Below are 20,172 nucleotides of genomic sequence, written 5' to 3'. Positions count from 1 at the left end.
GTCAATTGGCTGCATTCCCCGCTTTTTTGACTTTGTAATGCTGTATAAAATAAATCTTATTTTCTAGGTCAAAAGATGTCATTAAGGAAAGAATTGAAAATCAGGTTATTGATTTTCAGTTCTTTCGTGATCAGGGAAAAGTTAGGAAAATGGTTTAGCCATTTTATGTAAAAGGTAAAAAACAAAGGGGTGATCATTCAATAGCGAAAGCATGAATAATGAAGAAGGAACACACCTGTATCTAAGGCTTCTTTTTAAGCAGGTAAACGAAGCAGTTTGCCTTGGTCTGTCAGCATAAAATCGTGAAAGAGAAGAAGTGACTGCTTTTAAAGGCCGGTCAAGCTTTCTTGGTTATAGGGACATACGCATGAGAGGCCTCGTTTCTTTTAAAAGCACGTCCGCTTTTGTTCAAATTCTTCTAGCTGAGCAGAGAAGCTGGTTTGATTGTTCTATTCTATACGAGACCAAATTCTCTCGGCATAATGATAAATATGTTCTTTATGCTTTTCATTAAAAAATGATGCTGGGATGGATCTTTCGGATTGAAGATAATAGAAAAAAATTCAAAGTTATTTTGGAAAAGAATTTTATTCATTTGGCTGGCGGATAAAAGAGGCTGCAGGCGGGCTTCAATCAGCCGTCGAAAAAGGTCATTCTCAATAACGAGCGTGCGTTTTCCAAGCTGAATACTCTTTAAAATACAAGCTGCAGCATGGTCAATATAAGCATTATTTCCTGAAAAAGATAAAGTACATGGGCATTTGGGATGAGTTCGAGCAAGTTGGTTATTTCTATTTTAGGTTGAACAAGCATATTTTTGTCCCTTCTGCGTTTAAATTAAAATCATTACTTTTGTTTGGATATCGAGATGTTAACATAGGGAAAAAAGGTACAAGCAACTTTGGGTGTGCTTTTATAACAGAAAAAGATTCGAAATTGGACACGTTCTTAGACAAAAACTATAATGAGATTACTGTATAAAAAACACGTACTTACTATAAAGGGGCATCATAGATGGCAGCGAATTCACATATTACAGTTGGCGGGCTTGAGTTTGAATGGGATTTGGAAAAAGGCAGATTTATATTTGAAAGAGAAGACGCGGTTCTGTTTTGGATTTCTTCCGCCATGAGAACATTTTTTGATACGATCGAAGAAATTTCTGGCGAAGAAGCATCAAATCTTGTATTTGAAACAACTGGTTTTCGGCAGGGGCTGGTTGTGGGACAGTATTTTGAAAAAATAAAAGACGTCGATGCGGCACAAGCGGCAGAGCTGATTACCAACACGTACGCCTCGGCAGGCTGGGGACGGACGACGATCAAAGATTTGGACTTTGAAGCAAAAACGCTGACCGCTTATATAAAAGACAGCTGGGAATATAAAATCAACAAAGCACAGGAAAAAGAGCATGGCGGCAATTATCTTCCGGCTCACTATGCCGGTATTTTTACGGGGCTGTTTGGGCAGAACATCTGGTATGAAGTTGTGCAGGACCAGCTGGATGGGCATGAGCACAGCATTATTAAATATTTTCCATCAGACGTAACCATCTCCCATAACATTCACGAGCTGGCTCGTAAAAAAGAAGCGGAGGAAATTCTTCGGCTGGAAACCATTGTCGAAGAAAAAACAAAAGAGCTGAAAGAATTGGTCAGACAGCTGTCTTCGCCGATCATTCCTGTTCTTGAAGGAATCGTAGTCGTACCGCTTATTGGCAAGTATGATGAAGACCGCTCAGAAGAGCTTGTTGTCAAAACACTCAACAATCTTCCAGCCCATAAAGCAAACTATCTTGTCCTCGATTTAACGGGACTCGATAAAGACATCAGCGGCCATACTGTCAGCTTGATTGAGAAAATTGGCTCTGCTGCCTCCTTGATCGGGACTGAGACGATTCTTGTCGGTATTTCCCCGGAACTTGGTATGGTTATTTCACAGTCAACAATCAATTTGTCTCGATTTGATTGCTTTCAAACACTGCAGCATGGCATTTACTTTGCGCTGGCGCAGCATGGCCGAAAAATCGTTTAATCAGAAAAAAGCGGCGCTTCTTTTGAAGCACCGCTTTTTAGGTTAAAATCCTCTTCTTCAAGAAGGGCATAAAAGTGTTCGAACAGGGCACAATTTGGATAATGAGTTCATTGGGAGGAAGACATCATGAATGCACAGGAAAATACATTATCCATCGTTGCCCTGGGCGGCGTAAATGAAATTGGGAAAAACATGTATGCCGTTCAATATGCGGATGATATTGTTTTGATCGATTGCGGCTCGAAGTTTCCGGACGAAAGTTTATTAGGCATTGATTTAATTATCCCGGATATTACGTATTTACGTGAAAACGAAGAGAAAATTAGGGGACTTGTCGTAACGCACGGACACGAAGACCATATCGGGGGCATCCCGTATTTTCTGAAACAGCTGAATGTGCCCATTTATGCGACACGGCTGACAATCGGCTTGATCGAAATTAAGCTGAAAGAGCACGGACTGCTCGGCGATACCAAGCTGACACCGATTGATTCCGATTCAACCATTGAACTTGGAACCATCCGTCTGACCTTTTTTAAAACAAACCATAGTATCCCGGACTGCTTGGGTGCGGCGTTTCATACGCCGGAAGGAACAGTCGTGCATACGGGGGACTTTAAGTTTGATTTGACGCCGGTTAATGATCAGTATCCGGATATTCATAAAATGGCGGGGCTTGGCCAAAACGGGGTGCTTGTTCTTTTATCAGAGAGCACGAACGCGGAGCGGCCGGGGTTTACGCCATCCGAAAAGCATGTCGGACGGCATATTGAAGAAGCATTCAGCAAAGCGCAGGGAAAAGTGTTTATTGCCACATTTGCTTCTAATGTTCATCGTGTACAGCAGGTAGTGGATGCTGCAAGGAAAACAAACCGCAAGCTTGCACTGTTAGGACGGAGTATGGTGAATGTCGTATCGGTCGCCATTGACCTTGGCTATTTAGATATTCCGGATGATATGCTCATTGATGTAGAGGAAATCCATGACTTGGATCCGGAAAACGTAGCAATCCTTTGTACGGGAAGCCAGGGGGAGCCGATGGCGGCTTTGTCCCGACTGTCCAATTCAAAATACCGACAGGTGGAAATTTACCCGGGGGACACAGTCATCTTGTCTTCGTCGCCAATTCCGGGAAATGAACGAAATGTCGCACGCATTATCGATAATTTGTTCCGTCTTGGCGCTCATGTTATTTATGGATCAGGAGCAGCGACAGGGATGCACGTATCTGGCCACGGCTGTCAGGAAGAACTAAAGCTTATGCTGACCTTGATGAAGCCAAAGTACTTTATCCCGATTCACGGCGAATTTAGAATGCTGCAGCAGCACCGGCTGCTGGCTGAGTCTGTCGGTGTCCAGCGGGAGAACATTTTTGTGGTGAATAACGGAGATGTTGTAGATATCAACCAGTCTGAAGCTCGTCAGACACGGAGAATCCCGGCTGGAAACATTTTTGTGGATGGTCTTGGAATTGGGGATGTTGGCGATATTGTACTGCGCGACCGCAAACAGCTTTCCGAGGACGGCATGCTTGTGATTGTGATTACTTTAAGCAAAGCGGAAAACAAAATTGTCTCAGGACCTGATACGATTTCACGCGGGTTTGTGTACGCCCGCCAGTCAGAGGATTTATTGAAGGAAGTAAACCAGATTGCGGCAAATACGATTCAACGACTGCAGGAAGCTGAAGTGACCCAATGGAAAGTGATGAAGCAAAACTTAAAAGAAACAGTTGGGAAGTTTTTGTACGCTCAAACAAAAAGGCGTCCGATGATTGTCCCTATTATTATTGAAGTGTAAAAAACATCCCCGGCAGAAAACCGGGGATGTTCTTATTGAATGTAACGGCGTGCGCCCGCATACTCCTGTTTGTATGGGGCAGTATTCATAGAAATAATTTCAACCCGCTTGCCGGCTTTTGGAGCATGGATCATCTGGCCGCTGCCGGCATACATGGCGACATGATGAACACGTCCCTTGCCATTATTATAAGCAAAAAACAGTAGGTCGCCTGGCTGAAGAGCGGATTTTGCCACTGCTTTGCCCGCTTTTGCCTGTTCGGACGCATCACGTGGAATGCTGATGCCGTGATACCGGTAAACCGAAGAAGTGAATCCTGAACAGTCAAAGCCGTAAGCCGACATCCCCGACCATAAATATGGAAGGCCGAGAAACTGTTTTCCTGTTGCCAAAAGCGCAGACCCGGTTGGTTTCGGGATGTTTGGAACTGCAGCAAGCACCCGGATGTCGCTTTTCTTAAGCCATTTGGCGCCATTTGCCGGAGTCATAACTTGTACCCAGTTCGTTTCTGATTTAATAATTGGCAGTTCTGTATTAAAGCTGATTTCCATAAACGACTGTTTCTTATCATGAAACAAAAAAGCGGTCTTGGATTTTACCCATGCCGTCTGGCAGCCCTCGTAGGCAGCAGGCTGTGTGGTAAGTTGTGATTTAGGCAGCCAGCCTGGATAACCTTTACTGTTTTTGGATGTGAGCTGATCTTTCACAGCTACTTGTGCCCAGCTGCCGCTTGTTTTAAGCACAGTGACTTCCTGGCCATACAGGGCCTGTGTTTCTGCTTTTCCAGTAAGCCAAAGGCGGTCTTTCACAGTGGACATGTTCGCTGTCCAGTCCCGCATGTTGACAGGATTTGAGAGGGACGGCTGATCGATCTTTCGTTTTGCACTCGTATCTTTCCAGAGCGTGGCAACAGATACATTAATATATGTTTTGCTGGCGGCTTTTTTTGTATAACAAGCAGCGGCAGGTTCAGCGGCTTTTGCGGCGGGAGATACGAGTGATAAAGCCATTACGCAAAGCATGATCGCTATCATCACCTTTTTGAAGGTCATATCTTAAAGCTCCTCTATTATATGGTATTTGTTGTCATGACTATATCATGATTTAAGAGAGTTGTTAATAGAATTTTTGTGTCAATATGCCCACGTCAGAGCATTTAAGATTATTCATAGTATATGTACCTCAGACAGAGAGGTTGAATGGAAATTGACTGATAGGCGCCTGCATCATGTATAATAGAGAAGATTAAAAAGGAGGCGTTTGTATGGGAAAACAGTTACCAGTAGCAGAACAGGTGCTTCTTGCTTATTACGTACAGTATTATTTAGAGAACAAGCCGGATGTCATGTACGAGCTGCATGAACGGATGAGTGAGAATATGAAGCCGGCGGTTTATGAGATTGCCATGAACGACTTGTTTGACCAGGGGCTTATTAATGGCCTGGCAAAAATCCGTCATTACTATGAAACGGACGGGCATGTAATCAAGCCGATGATTACAAATGAAGGCATTTTATATATTAATAACATACTCAATATTCAGTCGTATGCAAGTGATGATAATAAACTTCAATATGTACAAAATAGTTTGTCTACAAGCGGCCTCGAGCTGTCTGTTCCGGTTATTGCCGGCTATATCCAGGAAGCAGCTGCCCGAAAATAAAAACCTCTTTCAAAGAAGATTCAGATTGTAGGCAAATAAATCTTTTGCCGCAGGACCTCATTGTTTCTTTTTCATGCAGAGAGAGCGGGCGGTTAGGAAGAGAGCCGATAAGGCGGCGGGCGCTCGGCTACCCCTATCGGCTCTCTTCAAGAAGCAATGTTTCCCGAAAAGAAACCTGCCCTTTTTAATAGTGAAAGCTTTCAAAAAAAGACTGACGGCTTTGTTGACAGTCTCAAACCTCTTTCAAAGAGGTTTTTTTTGTAGAAGTTCAAGTAGATAGAAAAGAGGATTAAAACGTGAAAAGAAAGGTGACACTGATTCTATATTCAGCCGCAGCTTTCGTTCTGTCAGCCTGCAGCTTAGAAGATGTGAGCGATGTTCTTGAAGTAACAGAAGATGTATTAACAGCGATTGAACAAGAAAATGAGCAAACAGAAACGAATACCGATGAGGCAGAGGAGGCGGTTAATGAAGCAGGCAGCATTCTAAAAACAAAAGGAGTAATGGAGCCGATACCGGCAAAGCTCGCCCGCCCGGTTGACGGTGACACCGCTGTGTTTGCTTTTGACGCGGACCGTGACGGGAAAGAAGAAGAATTCAGTGCCCGGTTTCTGCTTATTGATACACCAGAAACCCGTCATCCGCAGCTGGGCAGGCAGCCGCTCGGTGAGGAAGCAAAGGAGCGGACTGCAGAATTGCTCAAAGGCGGAGATATTACGATTGAATTTGATATTGGACAACGTCTGGACAAGTACAATCGAATATTAGTGTATGTCTATGTGAATGGAAGAAGCGTACAGGAAACGCTTCTTGAAGAGGGATTGGCGCGGGTGGCTTATGTATATCCGCCAAATACACGCTACCTGGATGAGTTTGAAGCGAAACAAGAAATAGCCAAGAAAAAGAAAAAAGGTATCTGGTCTATGGATGGCTATGTGACCGAGCGTGGATTCAATTCAAAATAAGGGAGGAAGCGGAATGATTCACCTATGGGAAGAAGAGATTCCTTTTAAACTTGAGGGAGAGGAAACACCTTCTATGATGGCTTATCCAGCTGGGGACAGTAGAGCGCCGGCTATGCTGATTTTTCCGGGAGGAAGCTATGCCAGACGGGCTGATCATGAAGGAGAACCTGTCGCAAAATGGCTGAACGGTCTTGGTATTCATGCCTTTGTTGTTCATTATCGAACAGCACCTTACCGTCATCCCGTTCCGCTTTTGGATGCTTCCCGCGCCATTCGTCTTGTCCGGCATCATGCAGCGTTGTGGAATGTGGATCCAAACCGAATTGGCGTGCTCGGTTTTTCGGCGGGAGGCCACCTCGCATCAACGCTTGCCACCAAATACGATCAGGGAATGGCAGATGCTGCTGATCCAGTTGAACAGCAGCCGTCTCGTCCGGACTTGCTCGTTTTAGGTTATCCCGTTATTACACTCGGCGAGCATCGCCATGAAGGATCGATGGAAAATCTGCTTGGACCCGGTTCATCGGGTGAACAGCGGCTGTTTCTATCAAATGAGCGGCACGTAACGAAAGAAACGCCGCCTTCCTTTTTATGGCACACAGCGGATGATGAGCCGGTCCCAGTGGAAAACAGCTTGTTATTCGCGGCTGCATTGAGCCGTGCTTCGGTTCCCTTTGATTTGCACATCTTTGAAAGTGGCCGCCACGGACTTGGCCTTGCTGAGGGTTATAAGGAAGTGTCTAAATGGACGTCTGTATGTGAAAGCTGGCTTCGCAAGCACGGTTTTTAAAAGAGATTATAAAAAAGATAGAAACCAAACCGCATGGCGCTGTTCATCGGCCGCCGCCCGGTTAAATACTTTTTTCACGTAAGGAAGATGAGTGGAATCGGCTATGTCCTGATAAAATTCAGACGTTTCTTGTTCGTCCTTAAAAGCCCGCAAAATACCTTGCTTGAATGTTTTAGGAAAGAGTTCGGCACATACAGGAGAAGGAGCGTTTCCAGTTAACGCATGATAAAGGGAGGAAAATGTTTCTAAATGCCGGACTTCATCTGTGCGAATTGCTAAAATTCTTTCTTTCTGAGAAGGCGTTGAAGCCATATCTGCTAGCTTCTCATAAATGTGAATGGCTGTATATTCTCCATTGATCGCTTTTGTGAGTTTCTCGTTCAGCATCACAAGCACATCCTTTTCAGCAGCGTAGTGCTATATCGTATGCAGAGGTATGTTTTCTTGTTAAAATGAACGGGTAAACGCAGAAAAATGTCGAACAAAAAGGAGGCGAATGCAATGAAAGCCATGTTACTGCAGGAAACAGGCGGACCGAACGCGCTAAAGCGCATAGAAGTAGAAAAGCCGTCTGCGGGCAGCTGGGAAGTTATTGTGAAGCTGAAAAATGCTTCCTTAAACCGGCGTGATGTTTTCATTACATATGGCATGTACCCGGGTATGAAGCTGCCGGCTGTTCTTGGAGCAGACGGAGCAGGTATCGTAGAGTCTGTGGGAGACGGTGTGGAAAGTCTGCGGGCAGGGGATGAAGTTGTCATCAATCCAGGCCTTCAGTGGGGAGATGACATTCGATTCAATCAGCCGGACTTTCACGTTCTCGGCATGCCTGCAGATGGAACCTATGCCGAATATGTAAAAATCTCATGCGAGAATGTGTATAAAAAGCCGGCTTACTTAACATGGCCGGAAGCAGCGGCTCTTCCGCTTTCCGCCCTTACGGCTTACCGGGCACTCATTACGCGCGGAGAACTGAAAAAAGGCGATACGGTCTTTATCCCTGGCATTGGCGGCGGTGTAGCTTTGTTTGCTCTTCAAATTGCTGTTGCAAAGGGAGCGCGTGTATTTATTTCGTCAAGTAATGATGAAAAAATCGAACGGGCTAAACAAATGGGTGCAGCCGGCGGCATCAACTACCGGAGTGAGGGCTGGGCCAAAACATTAAAGAGCGAAATGGGCGGCGCCGACTTGATCGTTGATGGGGTTGGCGGGGAAACCTTTAACCGTTTAATCGACCTTGCCAAGCCGGGAGGCCGGATTGTAAGCTTTGGTGCTACAACGGGTCCAGTGCCCCAGATCGTTTTGCCCCGCGCGTTTTTTAAGCATCTGGATATACGCGGAACCATAATGGGCAGTCCACAGGAATTTGCCGATATGCTGACATTATTTGAACAGGAAAAAATTCATCCAGTGATTGATAAGCATTTTCCGCTTGAAAAAGCTGCGGAAGCTCTCGACTACATGGAAAATGGCGATTCATTCGGAAAAATCATACTCGATATTTAATGACCGCATATCGAAATGCATCAAGCTTGAAAGCAAAAGTGGGCAGCTCCTCAAGAAGGACTGTCTATTTTTTGATTAAAAATATACAAAATTGGTTTGTGAAGATGGTCGAAAACGAACGCATTTTTAGGTGCCCGGCGCAGCTGTCCATACATAGAAAAGTCACCCGCAGCTCCCCCGATTAAAAAAGCGGAAACGGTCATAAGAGAAGCACTGTTCAGCCAAATACCTATTACAAACGGAAGCAGCCCGGTCAGCCAAAACGGGAGCAGGAGCGCTTTTTTCATAGCCCGTGCCGGCAGCATTTTTTTCGTGCCTGCATACGCAACACCAAGTTCCCGGTTCACTCCGTATACAAGATCTTCACGTTTACATTTTCCCCAAAGTTTAAACCCGATCAAATGACAAATTTCATGCAGCACAATAAGGATGACATATAGAATGAGCCATAACAGGATACCAAGCATGGAAAAGGAAAAAAAGCTTTCTCCGTGAAGCATGACAGCGGCAAAACTGCCGATCAGGACGAACAGAAGAGTCAGCACAAGCGACCAAATGTGAATCCTTTTCATGTTCAGCTCAATCACATAGTCTGGTTTACCCGGGAGATTCATTATTATCCTCCTTTGATCGTCTGCTATTTGTGAGCGGTCCGTTCATACAGCTCCTCCATCTGCCGGTTTAACACGGGAGTAACATTGAAAAAACGCAAGCTAAAAGATTTATTACGGTTTCTTTTATTCTATTGTCTCTTTTTGCGAGCCTGATTGCCAAAACACAAAATGCCGGTCTCTATCTATGTGTATGTTAAAATCATACCATACAGATAAAATGAAGGGGGAATTTGATGAAAGCCATTCTGCACGCAGGAAGACCAGGCTTGTCAGGCGTTTCGGCCGGTCAGATTGAAAAGCCGGTACCCGGACCGGGAGAAGTACGCATACGGTTAAAAGCAGCCGGCTTAAACCACCGCGATCTTTTTGTTCTGCACCGCCATAAAGAAACAGAGCCGCCGCTTGTAATCGGATCAGACGGTGCCGGCATTGTAGATGAAGTGGGTGCTGGCGTAACCATAGTCCAAACTGGAGATGAGGTGATGATCAACCCGGGATTGGGATGGCCGTATAAAAGCGACGCCCCGCCGGAGGGCTTTGAAATCGTCGGTCTGCCTTTTCATGGAACATTTGCCGAGTTTATTACGGTACCGGCAGAAAATGCTGTACCGAAGCCGGCTCATTTGTCGTGGGAAGAAGCGGGTGTCCTGTCGCTCGCTGCCCTGACTGCTTACCGTGCTCTTTTTACAAGAGGAAAAGTAAAGCCGGGCATGACCGTTTTTATTCCCGGGATTGGCAGCGGAGTGGCCACTTTCCTATTGCAGTTTGCCAAAGCGGCTGGTGCTATAGTGTATGTAACATCCCGGTCAGAGGAAAAGCGCCAAAGAGCATTGGAACTCGGTGCGGACAAGGCCATCGGTTCAGCTGCTGATTGGTGTGAGGCACTGGAGGGAGAAAAAGTGGATCTGGTGATCGAGTCTGTCGGAGCCGCGACTTTTAACCGGTCACTCGAGCAGTTAAAAACAGGCGGCACCATTGTGACGTTTGGCGCCTCTGCCGGCGATGAAGTGATGATCAATTTGCGTACATTTTTCTATGGACAGTTTAATATGTACGGCTCCACGCTTGGGAGCGGTGAAGAAATGAGAGAGATGCTCGCGTTTATTGAGACTCACAATCTGCGTCCGGTAATGGACCAGACCTACACGCTGGACCAATTTAAAGAAGCATTCATCCGAATGGAAAATGCCGAACAAATCGGTAAAATTGCATTTGCTATTGAATGAGATGCTTTAGTATGATAAAACTAGTATCAAGATCAAATTAAATAGGAATCACCGCTGGGGGTGCCTTCGGGCTGAGAGAGGCGAGCTGCCTTAACCCTTAAAACTTGATCCGGTTTGTACCGGCGTAAGGAAGAGGTGTTTTGACGCTTTATGTCCGATATGTCATCACAACCGTTTCTTCCATGCGAAGAAACGGTTTTTTTGTTTGGGAAAGGAAGAGAGCTGTGAAAGAGACGATCGAAGGAATACATAAACAAATAGATGAACGAAAAGAAGAGCTGGTTGAACTGCTGAAAACATTAATTTCGTTTCGGACACCGGCACCGCCAGCCCGCAATACAGAAGAAGCCCAGCAGTTTGTTGCCCGGTTTTTGAGCACAAAAGGTTTTGAAATTGACAAATGGGATGTATACCCAGGCGATCCGAATGTGGTGGGTACGTTAAAGGGAACAAACAGCGAAGCTTATAAAAGTCTCATTATTAATGGTCATATGGACGTGGCAGAAGTAACGCCGGATGAGCAATGGGAGTCAGACCCGTTTACGCCAATCGTAAAAGAAAATGCTGTGATCGGACGTGGAGCGGCGGATATGAAAGGCGGCCTGGCCGGGGCCCTGTTTGCCATCCAGCTTCTTCACGAAGCGGGCATAAAGCTTCCGGGTGACTTGATCGTTCAATCCGTAATCGGCGAAGAAGTCGGCGAAGCCGGAACGCTGGAGTGCTGCAGGCACGGCTACAATGCAGATTTTGCGCTTGTAGCTGATACGAGTGAACTGCACATCCAGGGACAGGGCGGTGTCATCACCGGCTGGATTACGCTAAAAAGTGACCAGACCTTTCATGATGCTACACGGCGGCAGATGATTCATGCAGGCGGCCGGCTGATGGGTGCGAGCGCCATTGAAAAAATGACAAAAATCATCCACGGCCTGCAGGAGCTTGAACGGCACTGGGCGGTAATGAAAAGCTATCCGGGCTTTCCGCCGGGAACGACGACGATCAATCCAGCGGTGATCGAAGGCGGACGCCATGCTGCTTTTATTGCGGACGAATGCCGTCTATGGATTACGGTTCATTTTTATCCGAATGAAACGTACGAAAGTGTAGCGCGGGAAGTCGAAGAATTTATCGGAAACATCGCCAAAAGCGATTTGTGGATGCAGGAAAATCCGCCGCGGTTTGAGTGGGGCGGTACGTCTATGATTGAAGACCGGGGCGAAATTTTCCCTTCGTTTGAGGTGGATCCTCATCATGCGGCTGTCCATGCACTGATAGATGCACATCAAACGGTTTTTCATGAAAAGCCTGTACTCGATGTGTCCCCTTCTGTAACGGACGGCGGCTGGCTGGCAGATGCCGGGATTCCAACGGCTATTTACGGACCCGGCGCGCTTCGTCATGCGCATGCGGTGAACGAACAGCTCGACATTGATGAACTCGTTCGCTACACAAAAGTGATGGCGGCGTTTATTTACAATTGGACACACCAAAAGAAAGGAGAGCGCTGAAATGAAATTTAGTGATCATTTGAGGGAAAAATGCCTGCCGATCTGGAAGCAAAACCATCAGCATCCATTTGTGCAGGGAATGGGAGATGGAACGCTTCGTCCCGACCGGTTTCGTTTTTACATGGTGCAGGATTATTTGTATTTAATTCAATATGCGAAAGTGTTTGCGATTGGAGCAGTGAAAGCGGAAGATGTGGCGACGATGGGCCGGTTTGCCGCACTTTTAGACGGAACGTTAAACGAAGAAATGACTCTGCACCGGCAGTATGCCGCACGTTTTGGCATTACAGAAGAAGAGCTTGAAGCGGCAAAGCCGTCGCCGGTTACACTTGCTTATACGCATTACATGCTGCACGCGGCTCAAAATGGAACGCTGGCGGATGTGATGGCGGCTGTACTTCCATGTGCCTGGAGCTACTGGGAGATTGGCAAGGAATTAAGTAAACGGCCAGGCGCTGCAGACCATGAGCTGTACGGTGAGTGGATTCGGATGTATGCTTCCGAGGAATTCGGCCAGCTTGCCCAGTGGTGCATTGATTTAATGGATGAGCAGGCGGATGGAAAGTCGGAACGGGAGCGTGCACGGCTTGAGGATATTTTCCTAAACACGACCCGGTTTGAATACATGTTTTGGGACATGGCATACAACGGAGAAATGTGGCCTGGCGATGCGTAAGCCGGTTCTCCAGTTTCGGGATGTGTCGTTTTCGTACGGCGGCAAAAAACCAATCCTTAATCAGTTGAATATGACGGTGTACGACCGTGAATTTGTGACGATTATTGGAGCGAGCGGCTCCGGCAAAAGCACTCTGTTTCGGCTCATTACCGGACTGGAACAGGAGGAGACGGGTGCTGTTTGGTTAAATGGAGAGCAGTTCAAAAGCCGGCATGGCCGTACCGGCTACATGCCGCAGCAGGACTTGTTAATGCCGTGGCGGACAGTGCTTGAAAATGCGTCTGTTCCGCTTGAGCTGGCCGGCATATCCAAAAGGGAAGCAGCCAAACGCATTATACCGCTGCTGGATGAGTTTGGACTTGAAGGATCAGCAGGCAAATATCCGTCTGAACTGTCCGGCGGTATGCGCCAGCGTGTATCCTTTTTACGCTCTGTTTTGACCGGTTCCAATATTCTGCTTCTCGATGAACCGTTCAGTGCATTGGATGCTATTACACGCCTGTCCATGCAGGAGTGGCTCTTGGATCAATGGGAACAGCGGGAGAAAACCATCCTCTTTATTACCCATGACGTGAATGAAGCGCTGTTTTTATCGGACCGGATTTTTATTTTCCGGGATACACCGGTCCGTACGCTTGAGGAAGTAGCGGTTCCGCTTGGCCGCCCAAGATCGCAGCGGGATTTAAATGATCCGGCTGTAATAAAGCTGAAAAATGACTTGATTGATCAGCTGCGGAACGGGGTGAAAAAGCTGTGATGAAGAAATATGGACCTGCCCTGCTGATTGTGCTTCCCTTATTCGGCTTATGGGAGCTGGCCGCACGCCTGGTGAATCTTCCGTTTATTTTTCCGTCTCCGTCTGGTGTAGCGGTTCGTTTTTGGGAGCTTCGGGAAACACTTTTTCTAGAGCATCTGCCGTCTACACTGTCGATCATTTTAATCGGGCTTGCCATCTCGATTGTGCTTGGCGTGGCGCTGGCGGTCTGGATGGCAGCAAGTGAAACGGCAGAACGGGCTTTTTATCCGATTGTGATTTCATCGCAAATGATTCCAACCATCGCACTGGCACCTATTTTTATCTTGTTCTTCGGCTATGGGATCTGGAGCAAGGTCGTGGTAACAGTGCTCATTACCTTTTTTCCGATCACGGTCAATACATTTGATGGTTTGAAATCCAGCAGTAAAGAGCTGCGTGAATTGATGCTCACAATGGGCGGAACAAAAAAGGATATTTTCTTTAAAGTGCAGGTGCCTTCTGCGAAGCCGCACTTTTATTCAGGGTTAAAGGTCGCGGTTACACTAAGCGTGATTGGTGCGGCGATTGGTGAATGGCTTGGGGCACAGGCCGGGCTTGGCTACTTCAGCCGCCGCATGATGACCCAGTTTGATGGAGCGGCTGTTTTTGCGCCTGTTGTGCTGCTCTCGATTGTAGGCATTGTGTTATTTGTATTAGTTAAACTGCTTGAAAAGCGGTCAATGAAATGGAGGAAAAACGAATGAAAAAATGGATAGCGGGGGCTCTTGCTGCGGTTATGCTCGCAGGATGCGGAGCCAATGAAGAAAAACCAAAAGAAACAGCAGAGGAGGGCGGCCAAAAGGAGATACAGGATGTCAGCATTATGCTGGACTGGTACCCAAATGCCGTGCACAGCTTTTTATATGTAGCGAAGGAAAAGGGCTACTTTGAAGATGAAGGCATTAACCTGGACATTCAATTCCCGGCAAATGCGACAGACCCGATTGGAATGGCCGCGTCTGATCAAGTAACAATGGCCATTACGTATCAGCCGGACGTGATTGTAGCGCGTACTGAGCAAAATGTTGGTGTGAAATCAGTCGGCGCCATTGTACGGGAGCCGCTGAACCGGGTTGTGTCGCTTGCAGAAAGCAATATTAAATCGCCAAAAGATTTGGAAGGCAAAACAGTTGGCTACACAGGAATTCCGTTGAATGAATCGATTGTGAAAACGATGGTGGAGAAAGACGGCGGTGATCCGTCGAAAGTAGACTTAGTGGATATCGGCTTTGAATTAAACGCATCTCTTATCAGCAAAAAAGCGGATGCAGTGGTAGGTGCTTATATTAACCACGAAGTGCCGCTGTTGGAATTTGAAGGGTACAAAACCGCTAATTTTGATTTGACTGACTACGGGGTGCCGTCTTTTTATGAATTAATTGCTGTGACGAGCGATAAAACATGGAAAGAAAATCCGGAATTGATCGAAGCATTCTGGCGTTCAGCCGAAAAAGGATTTGAAGATGTGAAAAAAGATCCGGACGGCGCATTGGATATCTTAATGGCGAATCAGGAAAAAGAAAACTTCCCGCTTGAAGAAAAAGTGGAAAAAGAAAGCCTGGATATTTTGCTGCCGCTTATGGAATCAGAGCAGGGATTTGGCTATCAGGAAGAAGAAACGTGGCAAAAAACAGCCGATTGGATGGAACAGACCGGATTGGTTAAAGGAAAACCGGCTGTAGACGAAATGTTTGTGAATATGCCGAAATAAGAAAAGAAGAGCTGTCCGGAGAGAAGTTTCTATTCGGTCCTTGTTTATTGATCTTCAACACTACTTAGTGAAGCCTGCCGGACGAAGACTCCCGCACTGCCCGTGGAAAGCGAAGTCCGGCCGGCTTCACTTATCGGCTCTTTTTTAAAAGCGAAAGAATTTGTCTACACACTAAGCTGTCCGAAAACCGGGCAGCTTTTTCTATTCTCTCTTTGCATATTTAGGCAGTGAAGGGGAATGAAAAAAGAGACGAAGAAACATTCGGGAAAAGGAGTGAAGAAGGTGGATACATATAAATGGACGAAGCGGCTCATTGAGGTAAATGGAATCGATCTTTACACCGAAATGGCCGGGCCGGAGAATGGAGAGCTCGTTTTATTGCTGCACGGATTCCCGGAATGCTCCTATGGCTGGAAGAAGCAAGCTGATGCTTTAGTGGAGCAAGGCTATCGGGTGGTCGTGCCCAATATGCGCGGCTACTCAAAAAGCAGCAAGCCTGAGCCGCTCGAGGCTTATACACTCGGTGTGGTTGCAAAAGACATAATAAACCTTATTCAATCTTTCGGCTGTGAAAAAGCTCTTGTGGTGGGTCATGACTGGGGAGGCATTGTCGGCTGGTTTTTAGCTTCTGTTTATCCGGATTTTGTACAAAAGCTGGTCATTTTGAACGTACCGCATCCAGCTGTTTTTGCCAAAAACGCTCCGTTATATCCCCTTCAATGGCTCAAAAGCGCTTATATTTTCTTTTTTCAGCTTCCGTTTTTGCCGGAATGGCTGCTCAAGCGAAATGAGTACAGCCTGCTCGAAAAACTGATGAAAGTGACCGCCCGCCCGGGAACCTTTGATGAGAAGGATATGCATATGTACAAAGAAGCATGGACAAAACAAGGATCCGTCACGGCAATGCTCAATTGGTACAGAGCGATGCGGCAGCAGGCTTTTTATGAAATTCCAGCTCCCGGACCAGCTGTGCCTGTACGGATGCTATGGGGTCGAAAAGACGCGACGTTGTCTCTTATACTGGCCAAGAAAAGTGTCGAGCAATGTGGGAACGGGCAGCTCGTGTTAATAGATGAAGCAACTCATTGGCTTCATCATGAATATCCTGAAATTGTAAGTGCATGGATCAGCCGGTTTTTAAAAGAAGAAGCACCTGGATCATGAACAATATGAACAAAAAGAATAAAATAGCAATAACCTGTTTCTTCATAATGTACTATGTTACTCTTGTTTTATCCCCTGATGTGAACAGAAGTGGATCACATCCCCAGGGAAAACGGAGCGCCGCGCTCCGTTTTCTTTTTTGACAGGATGGAGGCGTTTTCAATATGTTGGTTTTCGCTAGTGTGTTCCTTCAAATTATTTTACCGATGTTTTTACTCATCGCTGCGGGGGCTGTGCTGCACCGGAAGTACACGCTGCATATGCCTACTTTATCAAAGCTTACGATTAACTTTTTTCTGCCGATGGTTTGCTTCGTCAATATATATGAAACGGAATTATCGGGCAAAACAGCCGGGATTGTTTTTGCCTATTTGCTGTTGTTCAATGGACTTTTAATTGTGGCAGCGCTCCTTATTTCCAAGCTAGCCGGTTTTGACCGGAAGCTGTCCTCAAGCTATCAAAACAGCGGAGTGTTAAGCAATTCCGGCAACTATGGGCTGCCGGTAAGCGGTCTTGTCTTCGCGGCGAACCCGCTCGGTTTGTCGGTTCAGATTATTATCTCGATTTTTCAAAACCTGCTCACCTACACGTGGGGGTTTTACAATTCCGTTTCTGCTTCTGCCCAAGGTGAGAAAGTATTAAAAAAAGTGTTGAAGCTGCCAGTGCTTCATGCTCTTGTGGCAGCGGTTATCTTGAAGGCGGCCGGTGTGACCGTCCCTTCTTTTTTATGGTCGCCCATTCAGAACGCCTCTAACGCATTTTTGGCAGTGGCTCTTCTTACATTAGGCGCTCAGTGTGCATATATGAAAATTACTTCTCTTTCAAAGCCGCTTGTGCTGGCTGTTTTTACCCGGCTTTTTCTGTCTCCCGCAATCGGGCTGCTCGTGATTACAATCTTGAATGTGCATGGCACGCTGGCACAAGCTATGTTTATTGCCAGCTCGTTTCCGACTTCGCGGAATAGTGCGCTTTTGGCACTTGAGTATGATAATTATCCTGAATTTGCTTCTCAGGCAGTGATCGTTACGACGATACTGAGCAGCGTTACGGTCGCTGTTGTCATTTATTTGGCCAAAATATGGTTCCCTGCGTAAGCGCTGTTTTTTCAAACCGCGCTCTTTTTTGTTGTGGTAAAATAAAAAAGACGAGGGAGGGGTAGGGATGATTGAAAATTGGATGACCGAAGTGCAAAAAACGCGCCGGACACTTCGGTGCAATATGCTGGAAACGGTGCTGAATGAATTTGACTCACGGATCACCGGCCTGAGTCATGATAAACGAAAACAGAAATACCGGCAAATGGCGGAAAATCCGTTTCGTTTTTTCCGGGGCAATGCGTATTTATTTTACTATGACGTAACGAAAATTCCATTTTCTTTCCATACACCGGAAGATAAGCCGACGTGGATTCAAGGTGATATGCATCTGGAGAATTTTGGGGCATTTCAAAACAGTGAAGGGGAACTTGTTTATGACGTAAATGATTTTGATGAAGGTTATATGGGTTCCTATGTATATGATTTGCTCCGCATGACGGTCAGCATTGCACTTTATTGTGAACAATATGGATTTACTGATTCTGAAGAAAGAATGCGTGCGTTTCTTCAAGCTTATTACAAACAGTTGAAAAAGTTTGTAAAAGGCAAAGAGAGTCCGGTGACACTGTTTTTCACAGAGGGAAACACGAAAGGACCGATCCGGAAAGTACTCAAAAAGCTTGAAAAGCGTGACCTTGCCAGACTGCTTGACCGCTGGACCGTTAAAGAAGCGGGCAGGCGGATGTTTGCACTTTCTGAAGAACTCCAGCCTGTTACACAGAAAGAACAGCAAAAAATCGAGGCCGCCTGGTGCCAGTATGTAGAAAGCCTTGATGAAGAAGACAGAAAGAAAAGCGAATTTTATGAAATCAAGCATATTGTTCGCAAAAGCGGCTCCGGAACAGCTTCGATCGGTCTCGATCGCTTTTACATTTTAATAGAAGGAAAAGAAGAATGCGAACAAGAGCTTGATGATATTATTTTAGAAATGAAGGAAGTTCGCGCACCGGTTCCTGCTTACTTCATGCCGTACGATGAAGAATTTTGGCTGAGATATGGCCATCAAGGTGAACGGGTAGTGATGACCCAAAAAGCGATGCATCACTATGACGATCCGTTTCTAGGTTTTGTCACGATTGATAACCGCCACTTTTACGTGCGGGAGCGCTCGCCATACAAAAAACGAATCAAGCCGGAAGATATCGAAAATAATCAGGAATTTGATAAAGTACTTGAAGTGTTCGGCGGCATCGCGGCAAAAATTCATGCCCGTGCAGACCGTGACATCGAACATTCATTGCTTGACTACCATAGTGAGGAAGAAATTTTAAAAGCCATTGGGGAAGAATATGACGCGTTTGAGACACAGCTTATTTTTATGTCTATGGCATACAAAGAGCGTGTAAAAAGCGATTACGTCCTGTTTTGCGGCTGGCTCAATACGAAGTTTATCTAAAAACAAAAAACTGCCTTCGGGCAGTTTTTTTTATGAAACGAGCTTTAAGCCAATGACTGAACTAATAATCATGGCAATAAAAAGAATCCGTCGAGAATCCCGAGGCTCTTTATAAACAATCATGCCGACCAGCGCGCTGCCGACGGTTCCAATGCCTGTCCAGACGCTGTATGCCGTTCCCATTGGAAGAGAGCTCATCGCAATGGTAAGAAGAAGAAAGCTTAATCCAAAGCCGCCGAACATAACGAGAAAAGAACGGACTGTTTTTTGCTCGCTGACCATTGTCATTCCGGCAACGCCGACTACCTCCAACAAACCGGCTGAAATTAATAATACCCAGCTCATGAAGCAGTCACATCTCTTTCAACCGTAACGGTCTTTAATCCAATTATCCCAATGAGGAGCACGGCAATCAGGCCAATTTTAATCCAGCTGAAGGGCTCATCAAAAAGTGTCATCTCAAGCAGAACGGTACCGGCAGAACCAAGCCCGACAAAAGCGGCGTAAACCGTCGTAGCCGGCAGCTGAGTTGAGCAATACAGCAAAAGAAGGAAACTAATCACAATCGCTGCTGCGGTCAGCATCCATTCAAACAGTGAATCGGCATGCTTTAATCCTGCTGCCCATCCAACTTCAAAAAATCCCGCTACGAGAACGAGAAACCATTTTACATTCATCTTTTTTTCTGTCCTTTCATAAAAGCCTGTTCATACACACGCCAAGCTGTATCGAGCCGCTTTTGCGAGCGTTCCCGCGTTCCATAACACAGCTCAACAAATAAGCTGTCTAAAATAATCGTATACATGACGGCCGCATCTTCTGCATGAACAGAATCGGGCGGCAGCACCGTTTTTACTTTTTCTTCAAGCGCGTGAAGATATTCATCATACTTTTCTAAAATACGCTTCTTTAAAAAATCAGGCGGGAAAAAAGAGCTTGTCAGCAAAAATCGAAATAGCGCATCTTCCTCATAAAGAAAAAGGTAAGACTGAAGGAGCTTGTGTAAGTCACTTGCTTCTTCAACCCGTTTTGTTTCCGCATCAAAGGCATCTTCCATAATACATTCAAACAAGTGATCCTTGCTTTTAAAATGAGCGTAAAGAGAGGGCTTTTTAATACCGACTTTTTCACTGATCTGCGCCAGTGATGTTCCGGCATACCCATACTCGGCAAAAAGAGCCGCAGCCGCTTTTTTAATAGTTTCTTTCATAATAGTTTCCTTCCTAACG

General features: G+C 46.0%; 21 protein-coding genes and 1 riboswitch. Of the genes, 15 read left to right on the top strand and 6 right to left on the bottom strand.

Annotated elements, in window-relative coordinates; all coding sequences use genetic code 11:
• The first annotated feature begins 1,014 nt into the window (after nt 1-1,014).
• Both RIN81_RS10990 and RIN81_RS10985 read left to right on the top strand, forming a co-directional pair.
• Nucleotides 1,015-2,034, top strand: a complete 1,020-nt coding sequence (locus RIN81_RS10990; RefSeq protein WP_309090108.1) for an STAS domain-containing protein — start codon at nt 1,015-1,017, stop codon at nt 2,032-2,034.
• A 126-nt stretch (nt 2,035-2,160) separates the two neighbouring features.
• Nucleotides 2,161-3,834: a ribonuclease J gene (locus RIN81_RS10985; protein ID WP_309090107.1), complete on the top strand. Its 1,674-nt coding sequence runs from the start codon at nt 2,161-2,163 to the stop codon at nt 3,832-3,834.
• Between the two features lie 32 nt (nt 3,835-3,866).
• Here the strand turns inward: RIN81_RS10985 and RIN81_RS10980 are convergent, their stop codons facing one another.
• Complete coding sequence (locus RIN81_RS10980; RefSeq protein WP_309090105.1) at nt 3,867-4,886, bottom strand: C40 family peptidase; 1,020 nt, start codon at nt 4,884-4,886, stop codon at nt 3,867-3,869.
• A 212-nt stretch (nt 4,887-5,098) separates the two neighbouring features.
• Between RIN81_RS10980 and RIN81_RS10975 the strand changes: the two genes are divergently transcribed.
• From RIN81_RS10975 to RIN81_RS10965, 3 genes are all read left to right on the top strand, one after another.
• Complete coding sequence (locus tag RIN81_RS10975; protein ID WP_309090103.1) at nt 5,099-5,497, top strand: hypothetical protein; 399 nt, start codon at nt 5,099-5,101, stop codon at nt 5,495-5,497.
• Between the two features lie 296 nt (nt 5,498-5,793).
• On the top strand, nt 5,794-6,462 hold the full coding sequence (locus tag RIN81_RS10970) for a thermonuclease family protein (RefSeq protein WP_309090101.1): 669 nt from the start codon (nt 5,794-5,796) through the stop codon (nt 6,460-6,462).
• Nucleotides 6,463-6,475: 13 nt separating this feature from the next.
• Nucleotides 6,476-7,252 (top strand): alpha/beta hydrolase, encoded by a 777-nt coding sequence (locus RIN81_RS10965; protein WP_309090099.1) that lies wholly within the window; start codon nt 6,476-6,478, stop codon nt 7,250-7,252.
• A 6-nt stretch (nt 7,253-7,258) separates the two neighbouring features.
• Here the strand turns inward: RIN81_RS10965 and RIN81_RS10960 are convergent, their stop codons facing one another.
• On the bottom strand, nt 7,259-7,639 hold the full coding sequence (locus RIN81_RS10960; RefSeq protein WP_309090097.1) for a ferritin-like domain-containing protein: 381 nt from the start codon (nt 7,637-7,639) through the stop codon (nt 7,259-7,261).
• A gap of 114 nt (nt 7,640-7,753) precedes the next feature.
• Here RIN81_RS10960 and RIN81_RS10955 point away from each other — a divergent pair, with 114 nt between their 5' ends.
• Nucleotides 7,754-8,755, top strand: a complete 1,002-nt coding sequence (locus RIN81_RS10955; protein ID WP_309090095.1) for a quinone oxidoreductase family protein — start codon at nt 7,754-7,756, stop codon at nt 8,753-8,755.
• Nucleotides 8,756-8,805: 50 nt separating this feature from the next.
• Here the strand turns inward: RIN81_RS10955 and RIN81_RS10950 are convergent, their stop codons facing one another.
• Nucleotides 8,806-9,369, bottom strand: coding sequence for a DUF3267 domain-containing protein (locus tag RIN81_RS10950; RefSeq protein WP_309090093.1), 564 nt, complete (start codon nt 9,367-9,369; stop codon nt 8,806-8,808).
• Between the two features lie 233 nt (nt 9,370-9,602).
• Between RIN81_RS10950 and RIN81_RS10945 the strand changes: the two genes are divergently transcribed.
• From RIN81_RS10945 to RIN81_RS10905, 9 genes are all read left to right on the top strand, one after another.
• Complete coding sequence (locus RIN81_RS10945) at nt 9,603-10,595, top strand: zinc-binding dehydrogenase (protein WP_309090091.1); 993 nt, start codon at nt 9,603-9,605, stop codon at nt 10,593-10,595.
• 46 nt (nt 10,596-10,641) lie between these two features.
• Nucleotides 10,642-10,743: riboswitch (TPP riboswitch) on the top strand.
• Nucleotides 10,744-10,819: 76 nt separating this feature from the next.
• Nucleotides 10,820-12,103 carry an acetylornithine deacetylase gene (locus RIN81_RS10940; RefSeq protein WP_375164533.1) on the top strand — a complete coding sequence of 428 codons (1,284 nt, stop codon included), beginning with the start codon at nt 10,820-10,822 and terminating at the stop codon, nt 12,101-12,103.
• A 1-nt stretch (nt 12,104) separates the two neighbouring features.
• Nucleotides 12,105-12,779 carry a thiaminase II gene (tenA, locus tag RIN81_RS10935; protein WP_309090089.1) on the top strand — a complete coding sequence of 225 codons (675 nt, stop codon included), beginning with the start codon at nt 12,105-12,107 and terminating at the stop codon, nt 12,777-12,779.
• Nucleotides 12,772-13,536, top strand: coding sequence for an ABC transporter ATP-binding protein (locus RIN81_RS10930; protein WP_309090087.1), 765 nt, complete (start codon nt 12,772-12,774; stop codon nt 13,534-13,536). Before tenA ends, RIN81_RS10930 begins: the two co-directional genes overlap by 8 nt.
• Entirely contained in the window at nt 13,536-14,279 is a 744-nt protein-coding gene (locus RIN81_RS10925; RefSeq protein ID WP_309090276.1) for an ABC transporter permease, read from the top strand. The genes RIN81_RS10930 and RIN81_RS10925 overlap by 1 nt, the downstream gene beginning before the upstream one ends.
• Nucleotides 14,276-15,286, top strand: coding sequence for an ABC transporter substrate-binding protein (locus RIN81_RS10920; RefSeq protein ID WP_309090085.1), 1,011 nt, complete (start codon nt 14,276-14,278; stop codon nt 15,284-15,286). The genes RIN81_RS10925 and RIN81_RS10920 overlap by 4 nt, the downstream gene beginning before the upstream one ends.
• 282 nt (nt 15,287-15,568) lie before the next feature.
• On the top strand, nt 15,569-16,450 hold the full coding sequence (locus RIN81_RS10915; RefSeq protein WP_309090083.1) for an alpha/beta fold hydrolase: 882 nt from the start codon (nt 15,569-15,571) through the stop codon (nt 16,448-16,450).
• 164 nt (nt 16,451-16,614) lie between these two features.
• Nucleotides 16,615-17,544, top strand: coding sequence for an AEC family transporter (locus RIN81_RS10910; protein ID WP_251272079.1), 930 nt, complete (start codon nt 16,615-16,617; stop codon nt 17,542-17,544).
• 67 nt (nt 17,545-17,611) lie between these two features.
• Nucleotides 17,612-18,943 (top strand): DUF2252 domain-containing protein, encoded by a 1,332-nt coding sequence (locus RIN81_RS10905; RefSeq protein ID WP_309090080.1) that lies wholly within the window; start codon nt 17,612-17,614, stop codon nt 18,941-18,943.
• A 30-nt stretch (nt 18,944-18,973) separates the two neighbouring features.
• Here the strand turns inward: RIN81_RS10905 and RIN81_RS10900 are convergent, their stop codons facing one another.
• From RIN81_RS10900 to RIN81_RS10890, 3 genes are read right to left on the bottom strand one after another with little or no spacing between them, the layout of a single operon-like run.
• A complete protein-coding gene (locus RIN81_RS10900; RefSeq protein ID WP_309090078.1) occupies nt 18,974-19,288 on the bottom strand; it encodes a DMT family transporter in 315 nt (104 codons plus the stop codon).
• The gene (locus RIN81_RS10895; protein ID WP_309090076.1) at nt 19,285-19,620 is read right to left on the bottom strand and encodes a DMT family transporter; all 336 of its coding nucleotides are present in this window, start codon (nt 19,618-19,620) and stop codon (nt 19,285-19,287) included. The genes RIN81_RS10900 and RIN81_RS10895 overlap by 4 nt, the downstream gene beginning before the upstream one ends.
• Entirely contained in the window at nt 19,617-20,153 is a 537-nt protein-coding gene (locus RIN81_RS10890; RefSeq protein ID WP_309090074.1) for a TetR/AcrR family transcriptional regulator, read from the bottom strand. The genes RIN81_RS10895 and RIN81_RS10890 overlap by 4 nt, the downstream gene beginning before the upstream one ends.
• Nucleotides 20,154-20,172 lie beyond the last annotated feature (19 nt).

It is taken from the genome of Domibacillus sp., assembly GCF_031181085.1.
Lineage (GTDB): Bacteria > Bacillota > Bacilli > Bacillales > Domibacillaceae > Domibacillus.
Note: the sequence above shows the minus strand (reverse complement) of the source record. Positions and strands in the feature narration are given on the sequence as shown.